At 39.1% G+C, this 17190-nt stretch carries 19 protein-coding genes; 9 read left to right on the top strand and 10 right to left on the bottom strand.

Annotation, left to right across the window (positions count from 1 at the left end; genetic code table 11):
• Positions 1–89 precede the first annotated feature (89 nt).
• Positions 90–653, top strand: a complete 564-nt coding sequence (locus AACW45_RS16820; protein ID WP_190633672.1) for a Uma2 family endonuclease — start codon at positions 90–92, stop codon at positions 651–653.
• A 188-nt stretch (positions 654–841) separates the two neighbouring features.
• On the opposite strand, the gene AACW45_RS16815 is transcribed toward AACW45_RS16820, so the two are convergent.
• The 5 genes from AACW45_RS16815 to AACW45_RS16795 form a co-directional block, all read right to left on the bottom strand.
• Positions 842–1420 carry a siphovirus Gp157 family protein gene (locus AACW45_RS16815; RefSeq protein WP_190633671.1) on the bottom strand — a complete coding sequence of 193 codons (579 nt, stop codon included), beginning with the start codon at positions 1418–1420 and terminating at the stop codon, positions 842–844.
• A gap of 2 nt (positions 1421–1422) precedes the next feature.
• On the bottom strand, positions 1423–1608 hold the full coding sequence (locus AACW45_RS16810) for a hypothetical protein (RefSeq protein WP_190633670.1): 186 nt from the start codon (positions 1606–1608) through the stop codon (positions 1423–1425).
• Between the two features lie 157 nt (positions 1609–1765).
• A complete protein-coding gene (locus tag AACW45_RS16805) occupies positions 1766–2212 on the bottom strand; it encodes an HNH endonuclease (RefSeq protein WP_190633669.1) in 447 nt (148 codons plus the stop codon).
• Positions 2213–2214: 2 nt separating this feature from the next.
• Complete coding sequence (locus tag AACW45_RS16800; protein ID WP_099068956.1) at positions 2215–2445, bottom strand: hypothetical protein; 231 nt, start codon at positions 2443–2445, stop codon at positions 2215–2217.
• Positions 2446–2777: 332 nt separating this feature from the next.
• The gene (locus tag AACW45_RS16795; RefSeq protein WP_190633668.1) at positions 2778–2945 is read right to left on the bottom strand and encodes a hypothetical protein; all 168 of its coding nucleotides are present in this window, start codon (positions 2943–2945) and stop codon (positions 2778–2780) included.
• Between the two features lie 178 nt (positions 2946–3123).
• Between AACW45_RS16795 and AACW45_RS16790 the strand changes: the two genes are divergently transcribed.
• The 3 genes from AACW45_RS16790 to AACW45_RS16780 all read left to right on the top strand — a co-directional run bounded on the left by AACW45_RS16790 (position 3124) and on the right by AACW45_RS16780 (position 7386).
• Positions 3124–3765: a hypothetical protein gene (locus tag AACW45_RS16790; protein WP_190633667.1), complete on the top strand. Its 642-nt coding sequence runs from the start codon at positions 3124–3126 to the stop codon at positions 3763–3765.
• 116 nt (positions 3766–3881) lie between these two features.
• The gene (locus AACW45_RS16785) at positions 3882–5636 is read left to right on the top strand and encodes an ATP-dependent nuclease (protein WP_190633666.1); all 1755 of its coding nucleotides are present in this window, start codon (positions 3882–3884) and stop codon (positions 5634–5636) included.
• Positions 5593–7386, top strand: coding sequence for a UvrD-helicase domain-containing protein (locus AACW45_RS16780; RefSeq protein ID WP_190633665.1), 1794 nt, complete (start codon positions 5593–5595; stop codon positions 7384–7386). The genes AACW45_RS16785 and AACW45_RS16780 overlap by 44 nt, the downstream gene beginning before the upstream one ends.
• Before the next feature lie 277 nt (positions 7387–7663).
• Here AACW45_RS16780 and AACW45_RS16775 read toward each other — a convergent pair whose 3' ends face one another.
• The 3 genes from AACW45_RS16775 to AACW45_RS16765 form a co-directional block, all read right to left on the bottom strand.
• Positions 7664–9019 carry a hypothetical protein gene (locus tag AACW45_RS16775; protein ID WP_190633664.1) on the bottom strand — a complete coding sequence of 452 codons (1356 nt, stop codon included), beginning with the start codon at positions 9017–9019 and terminating at the stop codon, positions 7664–7666.
• 90 nt (positions 9020–9109) lie between these two features.
• Entirely contained in the window at positions 9110–10615 is a 1506-nt protein-coding gene (locus tag AACW45_RS16770; protein ID WP_190633663.1) for a relaxase/mobilization nuclease domain-containing protein, read from the bottom strand.
• On the bottom strand, positions 10612–10986 hold the full coding sequence (locus tag AACW45_RS16765; protein ID WP_223265518.1) for a plasmid mobilization protein: 375 nt from the start codon (positions 10984–10986) through the stop codon (positions 10612–10614). The genes AACW45_RS16770 and AACW45_RS16765 overlap by 4 nt, the downstream gene beginning before the upstream one ends.
• Before the next feature lie 824 nt (positions 10987–11810).
• On the opposite strand from AACW45_RS16765, the gene AACW45_RS16760 reads away from it, so the two are divergent.
• The 5 genes from AACW45_RS16760 (at position 11811) to AACW45_RS16740 (ending at position 15987) form a co-directional block, all read left to right on the top strand.
• Positions 11811–12959 (top strand): ParM/StbA family protein, encoded by a 1149-nt coding sequence (locus AACW45_RS16760; RefSeq protein ID WP_190633662.1) that lies wholly within the window; start codon positions 11811–11813, stop codon positions 12957–12959.
• Positions 12960–12961: 2 nt separating this feature from the next.
• Positions 12962–13504, top strand: a complete 543-nt coding sequence (locus tag AACW45_RS16755) for a hypothetical protein (protein ID WP_190633661.1) — start codon at positions 12962–12964, stop codon at positions 13502–13504.
• Between the two features lie 45 nt (positions 13505–13549).
• Positions 13550–14320: a mobilization protein gene (locus tag AACW45_RS16750; RefSeq protein WP_190633660.1), complete on the top strand. Its 771-nt coding sequence runs from the start codon at positions 13550–13552 to the stop codon at positions 14318–14320.
• A gap of 184 nt (positions 14321–14504) precedes the next feature.
• Entirely contained in the window at positions 14505–15290 is a 786-nt protein-coding gene (locus AACW45_RS16745; RefSeq protein WP_190633659.1) for a DUF6753 family protein, read from the top strand.
• A 151-nt stretch (positions 15291–15441) separates the two neighbouring features.
• Entirely contained in the window at positions 15442–15987 is a 546-nt protein-coding gene (locus AACW45_RS16740; RefSeq protein WP_190633658.1) for a hypothetical protein, read from the top strand.
• 77 nt (positions 15988–16064) lie between these two features.
• On the opposite strand, the gene AACW45_RS16735 is transcribed toward AACW45_RS16740, so the two are convergent.
• Both AACW45_RS16735 and AACW45_RS16730 read right to left on the bottom strand, forming a co-directional pair.
• Positions 16065–16388 (bottom strand): hypothetical protein, encoded by a 324-nt coding sequence (locus AACW45_RS16735; RefSeq protein WP_094332201.1) that lies wholly within the window; start codon positions 16386–16388, stop codon positions 16065–16067.
• A 185-nt stretch (positions 16389–16573) separates the two neighbouring features.
• A complete protein-coding gene (locus tag AACW45_RS16730; protein ID WP_190633657.1) occupies positions 16574–17005 on the bottom strand; it encodes a hypothetical protein in 432 nt (143 codons plus the stop codon).
• Positions 17006–17190: the final 185 nt, after the last annotated feature.

Raw genomic sequence — 17190 nt, 5'->3', positions numbered from 1 at the left:
TGTGGCGGTAGCCAAAAGTAGAAACTGTTTTTGAGAGTAGGGTACTGCTAGACTAAAAACATATCCCGTTTGCTTTTCTCGACTGAGCCATGTCCACGGTAATTACCACTACCTTGACCCTGGAGGAGTTTCTCAAGCTACCAGAAACAAAGCCTGCAAGCGTTTACATTAATGGTGAGATTATTCAGAAGCCAATGCCGAAAGGGAAGCATAGCCGATTACAGTTAAGGCTGTGCAACAGTATCAATGATGTTGCCGAAAGCCTGCATATTGCTTATGCCTTTCCAGAACTGCGCTGTAGTTTTGGTATCCGCTCAATAGTACATGATGTAGCGGTTTTCAACTGGTCGCGTATTCCCTTTGCTGCTGATGGGGAAGACGATAGTGATTTTCTGCTTCCTCCAGACTGGACAATTGAAATTCTTTCTCCCGAACAAAGTTCAAATCGAGTCACAGGCAATATTCTCTATTGCTTAGATCATGGTTGCCAATTAGGTTGGTTGATAGACCCAGAAGATCGTTCTATTTTGGTCTTCCGTCCAAATCAACAACCAGAACTTTTGCAGGGTGATGAGCGTTTGCCAGTGTTAGCTGGGATAGACTTAGAATTAACTGTTGCTCAGGTGTTTGGTTGGCTAAAAATGAGCAGTTAGAGAAACAGATAAAACACCATTTATTTTAGTAACTAGGCTGAATTCAATTACGTTTCAACATATTTGACTTTCATAGTGCGAACCTACTTAAATGTCAAAAAAGAGTTATAAGTAGAAAGAGTTATAAGTAGCAGCCAACAAAACAGTAAAATCCCTGCTGTTGGCTGAGAAATTAGTTAAAGCTATTATTAAGTCAAAAGTGAGTCTTTGAAATCGTGAATTGCCGTTGCTGTCAAAGCATAAATAACTCGGCGCTTACGCATGATGTGAGTGCCATCTACAGGAATACCTTTCTTCCAAGCAGCAATGATAGCTTTCTTGTCTGCTGAGTAAACAGTCTTTTCTCTGCGGTATTTTGGAGACAATTGTTCTGCATCTATCAGCACCTCACAACTTGGCGGATTTTCTTGAATTGTGATCCGAAGTGAATTACCAATCATTTGCTCAGGTAGAATTCCTGCGGCGGTTTGTTCTAAAATAGTTTCATCTAATTTTTGTCGCCAGCGTTCTAGTCTTAACAGTGCTGATTGATGTACAGATTTTAGATGTTCTAGTCGTTGCTTAATAGCCACTATTTCAGCATCCAGTTGCAATGCTAATTCTGCTTGGATATCAACAACTTCTTCTTGAACTTCCTGAGTTTCCCAAATAGCGGTGATAATAGCAGCTTCCTCTTCAGGAGTCTGGCAATTAGTTAGCTGTTCCCAGAGATGAGCAGCAGTTTGGGAAAGTCCTGCTAAGGATTGTTGAGCGAGTGTTAAATTCATGACTACCACTCCTCACAAACTTGGTAGTATTCATATTCAGCTTCAATCTGTTCTAAAATAGCTATAGTACCTGAATCTAAATTAGTATTGTCAGATAAATTTGAATTGACCTTTTGTGTAAGTTGAGGATTTTGATGAGCAGCAGTAGTTGAATCAGGTGAAGTTGGAGTTGTTATCAATGTTTGCATAAATGTTGCTTGCTTAACACCAGCAATAGTAGCGCGATAGCGCCTCTGGGGAGCAACCGCAGCAACTTTATGTGCCGATGGCTAGGATTTCAATCCCTGACACAAATACCCTAAAAAGTTTAATTTATTAGTGTTTATTAAAACGGAAGAGCCATTATTATTGACGTAGATCATCAATAGGCGGATGCCAACCTGCTGTTAACCAAAGTTGACGGGAATTTAGAATAAACCCATCATCGTGGTCTTGATCGTTAAAATCAAAACGACTGCAAGTTGCACGACCGATAGGAGTTGTTCCAATGATATTTAACCCATTTTCTGTCCAGATAAAATGCTCTGACCAATTTTGATTTCTCGGATTAAATAATGGAACTTCTGTTTGTGTTTCTGGATCAATCCCAGTTGTAAAATTATACCGTCTTTGATTACAACGATGACAAGCTAAAGCCAAATTATTGAGATCGTCTGTTCCTCCTAAAGATTGAGGAATAATATAATCAATTGTAAAGGGTGTTGCATTTGAGCGTTCTGGAGAGTGACAATATTCGCACAAGTATTTTGCCCTTTTACGGACGTTTAAGCGAATAAAATTGTTGATAACCACAATTAAGAAGCAAGTTTAGCGTTGATAAAACTAAAGATTTTTTCTAATTCCAATAAACCAGCTAGTTCTGCTTGTTCATCTGGATTGAGTAAATTTTCTTTATTTTTTTCTAATAGTTCCTCTAAACGAATTTGTAACTCTTCAGTAAAAGAAAAAGGACGAAACTGATCGGAAAGATTAAGTTTTATTCCATTTGGTAGCCAAGATGAAGGCTGTTCCATTAATTCTTTCATGGGTATCTCCGTTAATCAAGTATTTTGGTCATTAGGTTGACTGGGTTTAGATACTAGAATATTCGGCAATTTACTGAGAAAAGTTCATTGTTTTTTGTCGTTGATGTACAAATCTAAACAGAGTTTGAAGATTGGATTGATTAATTGTTATTTTAACAGGATTAATCAAAGTTTTCACTGACTCTAACGCTTCTTTAGGTAAATTATAGCACTTGTTAAAATTAACACTTATCTTTGTCTATACAACTGTTGCTAAACCATTAATTCTCTATATTAAATTATGCCGGATAATCAAAAAGACTGCTATTAAATTAGCAATTTCAAAGCTGTATTTATGTCAGTATTGTGATATCAATCATCCCTAAAACATAGACATCAGAAGATAATTTTAGATGCTCTTTTGCTTGTTTATCAGGCATATATCCTGGCGTACCAACAGCCCAAGTGCCAATAGAGGGTTTGCTAAATGAGAAGAATGTTGATTTCTTTAAGCGCACCAAAATTAATCAAAACCAGCTTACCATATTGCTGACGGCGGATGAGATTAGGGGGTTTCAGGTCATGGTGAATAGTATTATTATACACTTGGTCAGTATCTGAGATGAGTTTTCTTGATTACAATTAGGGTTGATACTTGCAAATAAAAATTATTAAATACGAGCAGCCTGATAAGTACTAATGTCTACTGGCTATTATCCGGTTATTCTTTATCCACCACTAGCAAGGCGCTTTACTAACGATGATCGAGGAAAGGGGTATCTAAAAGCGTTGCTTCAAGGATGCGTTGCATTACCAGATGGGAATGGTACAGCCAAGCAAGGTGTGACCGAAAAGGAGTTTTTTCGCCATTTACTGTGTGCGTTTCCAGGAAATCTTATCTGTCAAGCGGTTGAGTTTGAGATTCCAGGTTATCCTCAACGCTACTCAGCTGATTTTATCCTTTACCATCAATCTTCTGGGTTAGCTTTCGATATTGAGATTGATGAACCTTATGCTGGAGATACAGGTAAACCTCACCACTGTATTGATGTTGATGACGATAAAATCCGTAACCGTTTTTTCTTAGAGCGCAATTGGGGTGTGGTGAGATTTGCAGAAGTTCAGGTGGTACGTCATCCTTGGAGTTGTTGTAAGGCGATCGCTCAAATCATCGCTCGGTTGACTGGAGATGATAGTGTATTCATATTATTGCAAAGATTGGCTGATGTTCCTTTGCAGAAACAGTGGACAAAGCGTGAGGCTAGGCTGATGGCTAAGAACAATTATCGTCAGTCTTATTTACCAATTATATACAACTCAAGCCAGAGACAACAAAAATAAGCGGCTATATGTATCCGTTAAAAAAGTCGCTGTCAAGGTTATGTGAATTGTGAATTTCGGGCTTTTCAACTTTATCAAGTTAGAATATACAGCAGTTTACATAGAAACTAGGCTATATGAAAATTTCTACACTTGAGATCAAAAACTATCGAAACTTAGATGGTGTGAAAATAAATTTTCATCCTACAACAAACTTTATTATTGGAGAAAATAATCTAGGCAAATCCAATTTACTTTATTTATTAAATATCCTATTCACCAGAAATAGTTTTAGCGAATCAGACTTTCTAAATCTAGATGATCCAATTCATATCTCTTTTTCATTGAGATTATCAGATATTGAGCAAGGTTTTTTTGATGACTTATTTGATCCTAGCGATAGAGAAAAAATTAATATAGTCGCTATCCAAGAATCTCCTGACGAAGGAATTAAATTTCAACATAAAGAGTCAGGAACAACTATCTTAAGCAGCATAGTTAGATGTGTTAATTACATAAACTATGACTCACTTAGAAATCCATCATCAGAACTAAATTTTTCTAATAATAGAGGTGTTGGAAAGTTTCTGAATCACATCATAATAAAATATCTACAAGATGGGAGCTTACAAGACTCTGATTTTGTAATTACAGAAAAGATTGATGAATTTCTAACCGAAGTTAATCAAACCTTGCAAAAACTAAAGTCTTTTAAAGAGTTCTCTATACAGGCTATCAGAGAAGAGAATAAAGAGGATTTGTTGGCAAAACTCATACTATTGACTGATGATAACAACCGAACTTTAGAAAACGTAGGTTACGGCGTACAATTTTCAATAATTATCACTTTGTCAATTCTTGAGAGGCTGTTAAGTCTAAACAAGCAGCGGTTAGATAGATGTATTGTTGAAGATAGCTCAAGCTCAAAAAAATGTATTCCAATTCTAATAGGTTTGGATGAGCCTGAGATTCATTTGCATCCTTATGCACAGAGAACTTTAATCAAATACCTTGTGCGAGTAGTAAACAATGATGATCCGGATTTTAGTTCCTTGCTTTCGGATATATTTCAAATAGATAGGCTACTTGGACAAATTTTAGTTGTTTCACATTCGCCTAATATTTTACTTAATGACTACAGGAAGTTTTTGAGATTTTGTAAAGATGAAAATGGTCATCTGATTGTTAAAAGTGGGTTTGATATAAAACTTGATGAAGCTACAGAAAAGCAATTACTTAAAAATTTACCTTATATTAAAGAAGCGTTCTTTTCAAAAGTAGTGATTTTAGTAGAGGGTGACACAGAACTTGGCGCTCTCCCCATTTTTAGTGAGAGGATGAATATTGACCTGGATGAATTTGGAATTAGTATTATTCAAGCGGGAGGTGCAAAGTCAATTCCATCTTTAATGAAATTATTAGATGAGTTCGGCATCAAAAATATCGGATTAATGGATCGTGATCAAGAATCAAGATACAGCGATCTTATAGGTTTGTCTTTTACTCAAGGACAAGACTTTGAAGAGGATATATATGAAAGCTTCAGCTTAATAGGCTACGTAAAATACTTAGAACAAGAATTTCCTAATGAAAGAAAGACTAACTTCTTCATTGGCAAAGCTAAAAGTATAGGTGTTCCTCTCGATCCTCAGAATCTTATTTATCCACAGTTAGAGTTGTTATCGCCAGATAAAATTCAAGAGCTTAAGGATTTATCAAAGGAAGATATTCTTAAGAGCATGAGAAATAGTAAGAGTATTTTGGATGGAGGAGACTTGGGTAATTATGTTACTAGTATTCCTCAAGTTTATAAAGATTTAATTCAAAACACAGTTAATTTATCAAAAAATGCTGGATCAATCGGAACAAAACCAACTATTCCAGAAGCTTAGAACCTTACATTCTGGTGATCAAAAGCAGCTTGAGGTTGTTTTCTCGGAATCTAAGAGACTAATTGTTGAGGCTCCTGCTGGTTATGGGAAGACAAAAACCATGATCAGCAAAGTAGCTTATCTACTGGCTACTGGGCGAATTTGTAATCCTAAAAAAATTCTTGCATTAACATACAGCGTTAATGCAGCATATAAGATTAAAAAAGAGCTTTCTGAACAATTGCCTCATCTGATCCAGATCAGCAATTCAAATAAATTCAGAATTAGCGAAAAATTATTTGTCTCAAATTATCATGGATTTTGTAGACATATTCTGAAAAGGTATGGGTATCTACTACATTCCAATCTTGCCAATTTAGATTTACTGAAATCTGTAGACGACTCCAAGACTGAACAAATTACTGAGCTTCTAGGAATATCCTCTGAAAAAGCTTTATTTTTTGCTAAATATAGCGATGCTGTTAAGTCTGTAGACAAGCAACATCTATCAAAATTCTTCAATTCATACACGGATGGAATTATAAAAAGCTTTCTCGAAAAGGATTGTATAAGTTTTAATGGAATCCTTGCGCTCACGCTAAGGTTATTTATCAATTACACTGAGTTACTTAAATTTTATCAAGGCTACTTTCCTGTGATTATTGTAGATGAATTTCAGGATACTAATATTCTCAGTTGGACTTTGTTGAAAAAATTAGTTTCTGAAGAATCACAATTAGTTTTTATGGGAGATTCTTTACAAAGAATATATGGCTTTATAGGCGCTATACCCAATTTAATAGTTGAAGCAGAGCAATTGTTATCTATGGATAGGATAGTCCTAGAAAAAAACTATAGATTTATGTCTAATCCACAGATGCTTCAACTGGATAAAAACATCAGATTAAATGGAGAACATCCTGCTAATCCAACTATTAAAATAAACGCAGAAGTTTCACTTATATACGTTAACAATCAATTAGAGGAGGCAGAAAAGATTGTGAAAAAATTAAATTCCTTATTAGCTTTTGAGCCAGAAAACCCGAGCAAAATTGCAATTCTAGTTAGAGGTGGAGGAACAAATATTAATATGATTATTGATTTGATGCTAAGAAAAAATATTTCTTATTTTTATGGTATTTTTAATGAAGATTCATCGGAATATTTGAGATTTCATCGAGAGTGTACTTCTCAATTTACCGAACATATACGAAGTGATATGAGAATTTCAAAAGGGACGCTGAATAAGTTCTATTCTAAGATGGAAAAATTATTTCAGGACAAAACAACACCAGTAGTAACATCTCTGCTGAATTTATTAGAGGTATTTTTGTATAAAATTTTAGGCGATTATTCGTTTCTAAGTGTTGAAGATAAATTGGTTTTGATAAGAGACACTTTTGAGAATAGAAATTTGAAGCAAAATATGGAATACGTTAGTGAAAATATCATTATTTCAACTATTCATGGGGCTAAAGGGTTGGAATGGGATTATGTCTTAATGCCAGACATGGAGCAATATTCTATGCCCAATTGGTATGGACTATGTGGATCTTGCAACCACAAAAGCAACTGCAATTTAAAGGTAAATAGTATAAATGAAAAAAAATTCTTAGAAGAATTAAGCGTGTTTTATGTAGGAGTAACTAGGGCAAGAAAACAGATTTTCTTCTCGGCTAGCAAGACTCGTTTAAAAGCAAATGGAACTACGCAACAGGCAAATTTGACTTGTATGCTAAAACTTCCTGGCATAACTCTTGTAGAGGAGTAAATTGTGTAGGTATAGGGTTCCTTTAAATTCAGAGCAGCCTAACAAACGTGTTGCATCGGACGGTATATAAATTATTTTTATCTGTTGTATTTGACAATTTTTTAGCCCAATTCAAGCAATGCTATTTAAGCTGTCGCATCTTTAATTTTCCAGAGTATTCTCGTTGCAATAAGGGTTCTAGACCATAAAAAGTGCAAGTTATAAGCACGCCAGCTGTTATAAGCTGTCGTAGGCTTTTCAAACATCTCTCCGTTGTGGGGAAATGTTTGAAAATAGGTTACATCGATTTTGTCGACCTCGCGTTAACTAATTTTCTTGGTTTTCTGAGGCACTGTTTTTTTGATTTGCGGTGTGACTTCCACTCACGAATGCTCACGACAATTGAGCCAAAGTCTCGACTGGCAAAGGCTGTTGTTTTATTCGCACTGTGCCAAATTGTATCCGCCTCAGTTAGTTCAAGTGGAGGTGTACAGCGATCGCAATATCGGTCAAATAGTTGGCGTGGTTCAGGATGATAAGCGATTCCGTGTCTAGTGAGTAAATTAGATGTACCCAGTAGATTACGAGCTAATTTGTAGCCAGAATTGTTTCTGTTTCCCTTAAATTCGCCATAAGTTAGTAAAGTGCGATCGCTCAAAGTTAAACAGATAGACAAAGGAACAGACACTCCGCTAGCGCGTAGTTGTTTAAGAGATGAGCGATTATCTCTGGTTGTAGCCTGTATTACTGTTCCTCGTCGGCAATGCAAGGTTGAGCGAGGGACAGTCACAGAAGGTTGCAGTAGCACTGCTTGTGGGTCGATAACTTCTCCATTTTTCGCTCTTGTGAGAAGTTGTACCCACTTGCACCAACGTTGCTCAGAAAGTTCGTAGGGAAATAAGGCTGTAGAATCAAATGCGGTTTCTAGCTCTTCCAAGTTGTACTGACAGTTTGACCAATGCTCTAGGGTAATGGGGATGGTTGCACTCAATATTCCATCCACCACCCGTCTGCGAACCATACCTGGCAGTCTCATGGAACGAGCTAAGTTGCAAATGGCTGGATCTGCATTTTGGATAATCGTTAGTTGGCGATTGAGGTACAGCCATTCAGCAGGATTCAAGGAATGGCTGCATTTAAAGTAAACGTGCAGGGATTTTCCACCTGTGTAAACAACGGCGGCGGGTTCCAAGTTGATTTCATCCTTTAGCCAATCTACAGCTTGTCGCTGCTCACTCAATGCCAAATCATCAATTTCGTAGAACAAGCACCGACATTGACTAACGTGCTGATTGCTGATGCCCTTGTGTGGTTGGTTGGGGTAAAAGCTGACTGTAGCACCAAGATATGACATTTTAAATGCCAATGCCCAACCATCAGTATATCGTTTAGGTGTCAGTCGCCAGCAGGTGTTGCCTTGTTTGTCTCGACCTCCGTAAGTACAGCAGTAAAGTTGAAATCCTTGCTGGGTGATTTTACCGCAGAGAATGTAGTGGGAGTAGACAAATTGACCATTGCGACAGTAGTTATTCCAGTTTTCAGGTATTAGGTCTGTGGGCAAGTCCCAAGAAATCCTGAGCCAAATTTTGGTTCCGGTGGTAAAGCCTATTTGTCTTAAGAATTTAATGGTTGTTTGTCTGGGATTGAAGGTCATGGCAGTTACGCCTAAAGGTTCATTTCCCAGTGGCGCAATCGCGCTCTTGTTTACAAAATCTCAGTTAAAGCCTAACTCTGGTTACTAATATTAAAGTTCCCAACCTTGAGACTCTGCTATTCGACTTTGGTTGGGTTGCAGTTTGCTCAGGGTTAGCATCTCATTCCAGCTTGTTTTACCTGGAGAAACTTGTTTGGCTTGAGGTAGTTCAGCTAGTATCTCAGCTATCAAGTCCTCAACTTTATCATGATCTTTAAAAGCGATGACTACTGCATCGAGCGATCGCAAAAGTTCTAAAGGTAATTGCTCGCTATCATCTACACTCCAATACAACGTAGGTTTGCGCTGTTTTTTGTCAATGGTTGATTCTAAGGCAATGACAGAGAGAACTTCAATCGGGTCACTCACCAATACTGCTCTTTCTACTGTGGCATCTGTAGCAATCCAAAAACTACCTTTTTTTGTCGGTTCAGAGTTCAGGGGAATGGCAGTGAAGTTACCTGTTGGTTCTAGCTGCTTGGCAAGAGTTGGAAGATCATCGAGCGTGCGTTCCACAAATATTGCTTGACCTGCAAGACTTGCATAGAGCCAACCCTTTTCATACAGTTCTGTGAGCAGAGAATTGGGTAAATTGTACTGCTGGCTTAAGTTTAGGCGTATTTGCTGCCAGTTTGTTGGTTCTGGTATAGGCAAGGAGTTTGTTTGAGTAACTGCTGGCGTGTGATTGTCAACAGCTTCTTCCATAAGTTTTTTGATGCGTTTGTCATCCTGTTTTGAAGGCACTGCTGGTGTGAGATTTTCGACAGCTTGCTCCATGAGTTTCTGGATACGTTTTTCATCCCGCTTGGGACTGTAGTTTACACCTCGATGCTTTTGTAAACCAGGAAAGGTATATGCTTTACCGAGATGCGTACCACTAAAAGCCACACCATCAAGTTGATAACTAATGCCTTTGACAATGCCTGTGCGAGTATAACCAACACGGACATTAATACCTTGTTGTTGCGCTCGCTCTATTAACTCTGGCATAGTGGGATGGTCGTGGGTTGCTTGGTCGAGCGATCGCTGAAGTCTCACTCTAACGCTTTCCTCTCCAGTTCTGGCAAGGTGCCTACGTTCGCCAGTAGTTTGACTGTGCTTATCTTTTTCCCAGCTTGGTTGCACCGATTGCAAATTGTATTCCTGCTCCAACTTGCGAATTACCGTTTCACTTCTGCGATCATCCCAGCTATCAGAAACTGTAGTGCCATCTAATTGAATGCGACTGGCAGCAATATGTATGTGTTCATGAGTCCGGTCAGTATGCCGCACTACGACATATTGGTTCATATCAAAACCCATTGCTTGCAGATACTTTTGGGCGATTTCATCCCAAGTATCATCATCTAAACTCTCTTTGTGGGCCAAACTGAGAGAAGCGTGATAAACAGCCCTGCTCACCTTCGGGTTTAATCTTCGAGATATACCAAATTCAGCTGCTAATTCCCGTGGGTTTGTTCCTTCCATATTCCCACCGATTTGTCTTGCTCCATCTTTGCCAAAGAGGTAGTTTAGCAGTCCCCGAAAACTTTTACCTTTGATGTGCTTGCCAATCATCCTTCATCTTGTAAATCAGTGATTAAATCAATTTCAGCAATCTCTCGCCGCACCTGTTTCACCAAATCTCTTACCTGTGACAACAATGCTCTATCTACGACCACAGGTTCTCCCATAAGTACTGAAGTATTGATTGCTTTAGCTATTTGGTTGAGGTTATTGCCTATTTTCCCCAACTCCCAGTAAGTTTGGCCTGCTACTTTGGTGACACGCCTGGGCAATCTATTTTTCAGAGTCTTGGCACGAAACAATTCACTCATAGTGAGATTATTTTCATCTGCCATTAGCTGTGCTTTCTCATATTCTGCCAAAGTCAGTCTAATGTCTATCCTGTGTGAGCGTTTCTGTCGCATTATTGATGCATTAGTCATTAGCTGTTTTAAGTTTGACGACAGCACTATCATTTGTCATTGACCAAGCGGTTACTTACGATTCTGGTTCGATGCCAAGATGCGATGCGAGATAATGAAATGCGCTGCAATAGCTTTGCTTGAGTACTAAGAAAGTCAAGATAGCGCTAAGGGTATCTCAAACGAAAGCGATCGCCTATGGCGGGGCGTAGCTCATCGCGCAATTGAAAAGCTAATCCGCCCAAACCTTGCAGAAATTTTCCAGGCTGAACTCCTAACGAGGTTTTTCGTATTATCTTCCCCTCTGTCACGGTGGTTGACCTACTTAGGTAGGGGAACCGTGAAAAGAGGGCAAGTTTGTTGCCGCACCTGGGGGTGCGTTTTTTCTCCCCAGAAAAAATGTCCGGACAGCAACATAGCTTGCTACTCACCAAAGGTTTTTTTGGGCTGCTCGAATCAACTGCTGGATGAATATGCGATGGATCTCTGAGGAATTTGCATTGGATCTCTCATCGCATAATCTTTATCAATAGTCAAGCATTGTTGCAAATAAAAATTATACTTACAATACGTATGTCAGACAAATGGATCTCTATTGGATCAACATTGTCACTGTAATGGATCTGCAATGGCTCGTTCGTGGATCTGGCATGGATCTGTTATGGCACACTTTTCTAAATCGAATTTCTTAGCAGAAAAGTAACGACTTAATTAACAGCAGCGAAAAAAGAATAACCAACTGGATAAAATTTGCCTTCAATAAAATGGTCAGTAGAGTGATGTTCACAGCCAGTATTTACATTTAAGTTAAAAGCAGCTTTTATGGATAATCACAACCACAGTCAATGTCAAACCTGATAGTCAGTTTTGACCCTGGTGCTTCCTTGACTAAGATTGTTTACGAACTAGCAACTGAAGGCAAACCATGTTTGATGACAATGGAACCAGAGATGCTGAAGTTGCCTCAAAGTTCGATTGACGCTTATATGTCAAGTCGCAAGGGTCTGGAATCTCCTAAACCAGCAGATGAAGCCTGGGTGTCAAGTCCTGCGGATGGTGATACACAATGTACGGTAGTTGGATTCCTGGCACGGCAGTTTTCAGCATCTGCCAGACTCGATAAGCTCAAGTACGAAACCTCAATTCATAAAGCCTTGGCGGTTATTGGTGCGATCGCTCAACATAACAAATTGCCTAACAGGTTTTCACTATCACTGACCTCACTACTACCCTATGGTGAATATCAAAATCGCCAAGCATTTGAGCAACAGTTACAGTCTGCGCTCAAGGATTTTAGGTTTCGGGGTCAAAGGTTGCGAGTGAAATTGGAGCGATTCGAGTGCTTACCCGAAGGTGCGGGATTAGCAATGATTCGCCAACGCCAGAATGGTAAAGAATGGTTTAACGCTCAAACCATCGCAGTGCTAATGTTCGGGCATCGCAATACCAGCCTTCTATTATTTGAACGGGGCAAGATGACGGCAGGTTACACCAATGGGCTGGGCTTTCACCAAATGGTAAAGCGAGTAATTGAGCGCACATCGGGACAGGATGCCACTGCTTTGACCTCTGCCATCTATGCAGCCGGTTCAGATATCACACCTGACAACCAAGCAATTCGCACTCTGGTCAAAAGTAGAGAACCTAAAAATCTTGATTATGAATTGCAGATGATTGTTAATGCCATTGCTACTGCTAAAGCTGAGTATTGGTCTAGGCTTTACGATTGGCTGGAATCAACTTTACCTGCGGTGAACGAGGTGATTTTGAGTGGTGGCGCAGCATTGTACTTAGAGCAAGAGTTACAAGACTGTTTTCAAGAAATTTCAACTTATTGGGGTGCTGACTTACAGCAACAGGTACAAGAAGTATTCAAGGATAAAAGTAATGATTATTGCCGTACTTTCCGAGAGCAGGAAGCTTTGTCGTTTAGGTTGATTGATGCGTTTGGTTTGTTTATGCGGTTTAGAGCGCAAATCGAGAAGGTGGCATAACTATGACTAATAATAAATTACGTAAAAATCCTGACACTAATAGACAGCGCAAAATTTTTAGATTTTCTTATCATCCTTACTCAAATACAGTAGACGGCCAGTTAATCACATATTTGCAACAGGGAGATGAAGCGCGTTCTAGCAAAGAGATGGTATTGCAGGCATTACGAATGTGCTGGTTGCCTTTAGCATACAAAACACAAGCAGATGCAGGTGTAGATATTAGCGATCAAGAACTGCGTCGGATAGGGTTGATTTGTTGTCATGCCCTGGAACAACACTTGGCATATTTGCGAATGGAACTAGGATTACCGCATAAATCAAGTGATGTTTTGCCTATGCCTATAAGCACTATGACTAATCCTCAAACACTTACTACTATGTTCGGTCTAGATGCAGGTAATTCCAATCACAGTAATCCTGATGATAGTAATAACAATAACAATAGTAGCAGCAAGTCGAAACACAAAATAGATTCTGATTCCTTCATTCCTGGTGAGGGATCTTTCTATGATGAAACAGACGATATGTTTGAGAATATTTAAGTATTTATTAATGCACATTTAGTCAAATCACAAAGGAGATTTAAGATGGCAGCAATTCATTTCATGGATGGTGAAAAAGGTGGAGTTGGCAAGTCTTTGTTTGCACGGGTTATGGTGCAATACTGCATTGACAATAAACTCTCTTATGAGTTAGTAGAAGCAGACAAAAGTAATCCAGATGTGGGCGCATTTTACCCAGACAATCATAAAACAGCAGTTTTTAGCGAATCAGAGCGTAAAGCTTACGATGCTGATGAAATTTTTAATTTAGCGCTAACAACTTCTGTCATTGTCAATTTACCTGCTCAAGTATACCCAGCAGTAACTGATTGGATTGAGCGTAATCAAATCCTAGAAATTACGGGGAAAAATAAGGTCAAAATATATAAGTGGTTTGTTTGTAGTGGTGGATATGACAGCGTTCAATTATTTATGCAATCTCTCGAACGCTTTGAGAACAAGATTAAGCACATATTTGTACGCAATTATGGTTTATGCGATGACTGGAAACACGTAGATGGACGTAAGAATTTACAGGATTTAATCAAAGCTCATAAAGTAGCTGTCATCAATTTTCCCAAGTTCAGCTATCGAGAGCGGGATATCCTTGATGCCAATCAGATAAATTTTTCTGCGGCTAGAGATTATGGAGAGTTAGGTGTATTGGGTAAGCAGCGATTACACAATTTTCTCAAAAAAGCTTCTGAGGAAATTGATCAAGCTAAAATTTGGAACGTCCCAGCAGCTTCAATTATTTCTCCAACAGAAAAAGTTGATGATGCTAATGTCAACGGCAAGGTTGCTACCAAGAAGTAATCTAATTCAGGAGTGCTGTAGATGGATAGCGGGGCGTTTAGCCCGTGCAATTAATTTTACTTTTTTACTCAACACTCGTTACTCAGCACTCAGCACTGTTTTGGTGACATCTCCCACCATCAAATTAAACTACCAAATGAGCGTAGGGTACGAGGGCGTGAATTAGCTAAAAGCAAATATAGATATGAGTAATTCTCACACTGAAGAACTCGATTTAGATGATGAGTTTTTGGATTCAGTAGCTGCTAGAGGCAAAGGACTGAGCCAAATTCCTTACCCAACTTTATTAGATTTAGCCATTCGAGGTAAAGACGATTCATTTAAAGCTAGGGTTTGGGAAATAGTAGTCCAAACCGGACTTGACCCTGATGACCCAGCATTTCTGATGATGATTGCTACTGGCAGGCTACAAGTACTATTGGAAGACAATCCCAAAGAAATGGAAGCAATGTTTGACCTGTGGCAAACGCAGCTTTATGACCATCTCCAGACATATGAAAAGGCAGCAGTAAAAGGTCAGCAAAAAGCGATCGCTCAATCAGTGGCGGCATTAATTAGGCGTACTGAATTTGAACGTGCTATTCATTCAGTTCCCTCTTTAATTGCTGCGGGAATACTGCTATTAATTGCAGCTGGAGTAGGCGGACTAGTAAGTGTAGGTGGAATGTCCTGGTATCAATCCACTCATCTAGATCCTGCTGGGCTACGTCAACTCACACAAGCCCAAGCCAATGCTTTGGAATGGGCAACCAGTAATGAAGGTAAGTTTGCTCACAACCTAATGCAATGGAATCAAGATTTGCTGAGTCGTGACCAAAACGGTCAACTTACTTGTGCTAAGGATGTTAAGCGTTTGGGGGTAACACTGGAAATTGGAGCAAGTAGCAGAAAAGCCTCATCTGGGTTCTGCACGTTATGGACATCACCTAGTAATCAGCGCCAGTTTGTATCTAAACCGCGTCTACCTTGACAACCGTAGTTTTTTGGAATCAGGGTAAAGTTCAGAACTCAAGCCACGACCGAATAATACACTCTCCTTAAAAACTCCAGGTTTCAAAATGGACGAGTTTAAGTTAAAAAATTAGTTGTCAATTTGTCAATCGTAGAAGAGGATTCAGCCGATGTTTACCTGCAAAGTTAAGTGGCTTTGGCTGCTGGTAATAGGAGGTATAGTTACAGCTTGTACCCCTACTACTGTAAATGTCAGTGGCAAGGATGAGAAGAATACGACTCAAGCTCAAGCTCAAACTGTACCTGATTATCCGCCAATGTATGATGTGGATGTTAAAGTTTGTGGCAACATCATTGCCCCTCTCAAGGATGGAAAACGTTGTGTCAATCAACAATTACGTTTGTGGGGCCCAGTAGGAGAGGCAAAATTAGTTCGTGCTGGTATTTCTCTACCATCAGTTTCTAGCGTAGAGCATAAATTAGCGATCGCCTCGAAAGGCTGTTATCCTGTTTATTCCCAACCTTCTCAACAGCAGTTTTATTGGGCTAATTCCATTATTCAAGTCAACAGGGGAGGAACTGCACCCACAGTCGAAGTCAAGCCAACTCAACTTTCAAACCAGCAGATTTATGAGTTGATGACTAGTAAACTTTCCAGTCGGACAATTACAACATTTGGTGGGGTGGGATGCGAAGCTGCATCTTCGGTAAAATAAAGCTTTTACGGTTGAGGGTGGGTGGGCAAAAAGTTACCCCACATTTTAGTGGGGCTGCTGTGAGAGCCAGCAGGTAATTATGAAGCTTCAGCCCATCTAGCTGTACGTTGTTGTTTATGAGCTTTGCGCCGCTCCCGTACTGCATCCAAATCTTTCAGTCCATACAGACGTTTGGCGTATGCTAGTAGTTCATTGATGGGAGTTTCGCTATAATCCTGGCGAAACTGAATGTTATGTTCGTTCCAATCAAATTCTTGCTGATTAAAACGTGCTTGAGCAGCAAGTTCTCTACCTGATTCCTCACGTAAAACTTCCAGTACCATTAATCGTACTTTATCCTGATAACCTATTACTTGATCCAACGCTTTTGTTTGTTGCTGATTACGAGTCATTTGAGTCATTTGATTATCCTTTGATTAACAAATTGCTACATCTCACCTAAATAGCATCGACAGATGCCTTCTGAGTTAGAGTTCACTTTTGAGTCTTTTGAATTCAGCAGCAATCGCTGCCTTCAATTCTGTTTATTGAATGCGGGTGGGCGGGAAATAGAATGCCCTGAATTAGATAATTCAGAGCATTGTAATTAATCGTCAATTTCTACATCTTCGTCATCTTCATCTTGTTCAAAATCGTCATTTATCAAGTCATCAGAGTTGCTACTTAAACCATTGAGTCCATCCATGCGTTTAGACCGAGCAGCTTTATGAGAAGCACGCCTATCTCGTATTTCATCAAGATTATTCAAGCCGTAAAGTTTGCGGGCATAATTCACCAGTTCTTTTAATGGTGTGTTTACATAGTCTTTACGGAACTGGGAATTGTGTTTATCCCAATCAAACTCTTGTCCGTTAAATCTGGCTGCTGCTGCTAATTCTCTTCCTGATTCTTCCCGCAATACTTCAATGACCATCAGGTGTACTTTTTCCTGATAAGTCATTACTCGTTCTAAAGCAGGAATATGCCTTTCAATTTTACGTGACGGTTTGGCAGTTTTGCGAGCGTTAGCGTTAACCATGAGAATTACTCCTTGATATTTAGTATTTTTCTCATAGAAACAGCATCGAAAGATGCAATTGGCTCCAATTTCAGTTCTTTATTCCTGGAGTTTAGACTAAACACATGACAAAGTAACTCAGGATAACTGAGTGACAAGCTTTACACCCAAAAATGGAAAAATCAACGAATTAAGTAGATTGTGGT

Origin of the sequence: Calothrix sp. FACHB-168 (genome assembly GCF_963889195.1) — a bacterium.
Lineage (GTDB): Bacteria > Cyanobacteriota > Cyanobacteriia > Cyanobacteriales > Nostocaceae > Aulosira > Aulosira anomala_A.
The sequence above is the reverse complement of the archived record's forward strand: the minus strand, read 5'-3'. Positions and strand labels throughout refer to the sequence as shown.

Bases quoted from the DNA above. Each gene is read 5' to 3' on its own strand.
- AACW45_RS16820 (WP_190633672.1), top strand. From the start codon at position 90: ATGTCCACGGTAATTACCACTACCTTGACCCTGGAGGAGTTTCTCAAG.
- AACW45_RS16815 (WP_190633671.1), bottom strand. From the start codon at position 1,420: ATGAATTTAACACTCGCTCAACAATCCTTAGCAGGACTTTCCCAAACT.
- AACW45_RS16810 (WP_190633670.1), bottom strand. From the start codon at position 1,608: ATGCAAACATTGATAACAACTCCAACTTCACCTGATTCAACTACTGCT.
- AACW45_RS16800 (WP_099068956.1), bottom strand. From the start codon at position 2,445: ATGAAAGAATTAATGGAACAGCCTTCATCTTGGCTACCAAATGGAATA.
- AACW45_RS16790 (WP_190633667.1), top strand. From the start codon at position 3,124: ATGTCTACTGGCTATTATCCGGTTATTCTTTATCCACCACTAGCAAGG.
- AACW45_RS16785 (WP_190633666.1), top strand. From the start codon at position 3,882: ATGAAAATTTCTACACTTGAGATCAAAAACTATCGAAACTTAGATGGT.
- AACW45_RS16780 (WP_190633665.1), top strand. From the start codon at position 5,593: ATGCTGGATCAATCGGAACAAAACCAACTATTCCAGAAGCTTAGAACC.
- AACW45_RS16775 (WP_190633664.1), bottom strand. From the start codon at position 9,019: ATGACCTTCAATCCCAGACAAACAACCATTAAATTCTTAAGACAAATA.
- AACW45_RS16770 (WP_190633663.1), bottom strand. From the start codon at position 10,615: ATGATTGGCAAGCACATCAAAGGTAAAAGTTTTCGGGGACTGCTAAAC.
- AACW45_RS16765 (WP_223265518.1), bottom strand. From the start codon at position 10,986: ATGACTAATGCATCAATAATGCGACAGAAACGCTCACACAGGATAGAC.
- AACW45_RS16760 (WP_190633662.1), top strand. From the start codon at position 11,811: ATGTCAAACCTGATAGTCAGTTTTGACCCTGGTGCTTCCTTGACTAAG.
- AACW45_RS16755 (WP_190633661.1), top strand. From the start codon at position 12,962: ATGACTAATAATAAATTACGTAAAAATCCTGACACTAATAGACAGCGC.
- AACW45_RS16750 (WP_190633660.1), top strand. From the start codon at position 13,550: ATGGCAGCAATTCATTTCATGGATGGTGAAAAAGGTGGAGTTGGCAAG.
- AACW45_RS16745 (WP_190633659.1), top strand. From the start codon at position 14,505: ATGAGTAATTCTCACACTGAAGAACTCGATTTAGATGATGAGTTTTTG.
- AACW45_RS16740 (WP_190633658.1), top strand. From the start codon at position 15,442: ATGTTTACCTGCAAAGTTAAGTGGCTTTGGCTGCTGGTAATAGGAGGT.
- AACW45_RS16735 (WP_094332201.1), bottom strand. From the start codon at position 16,388: ATGACTCAAATGACTCGTAATCAGCAACAAACAAAAGCGTTGGATCAA.
- AACW45_RS16730 (WP_190633657.1), bottom strand. From the start codon at position 17,005: ATGGTTAACGCTAACGCTCGCAAAACTGCCAAACCGTCACGTAAAATT.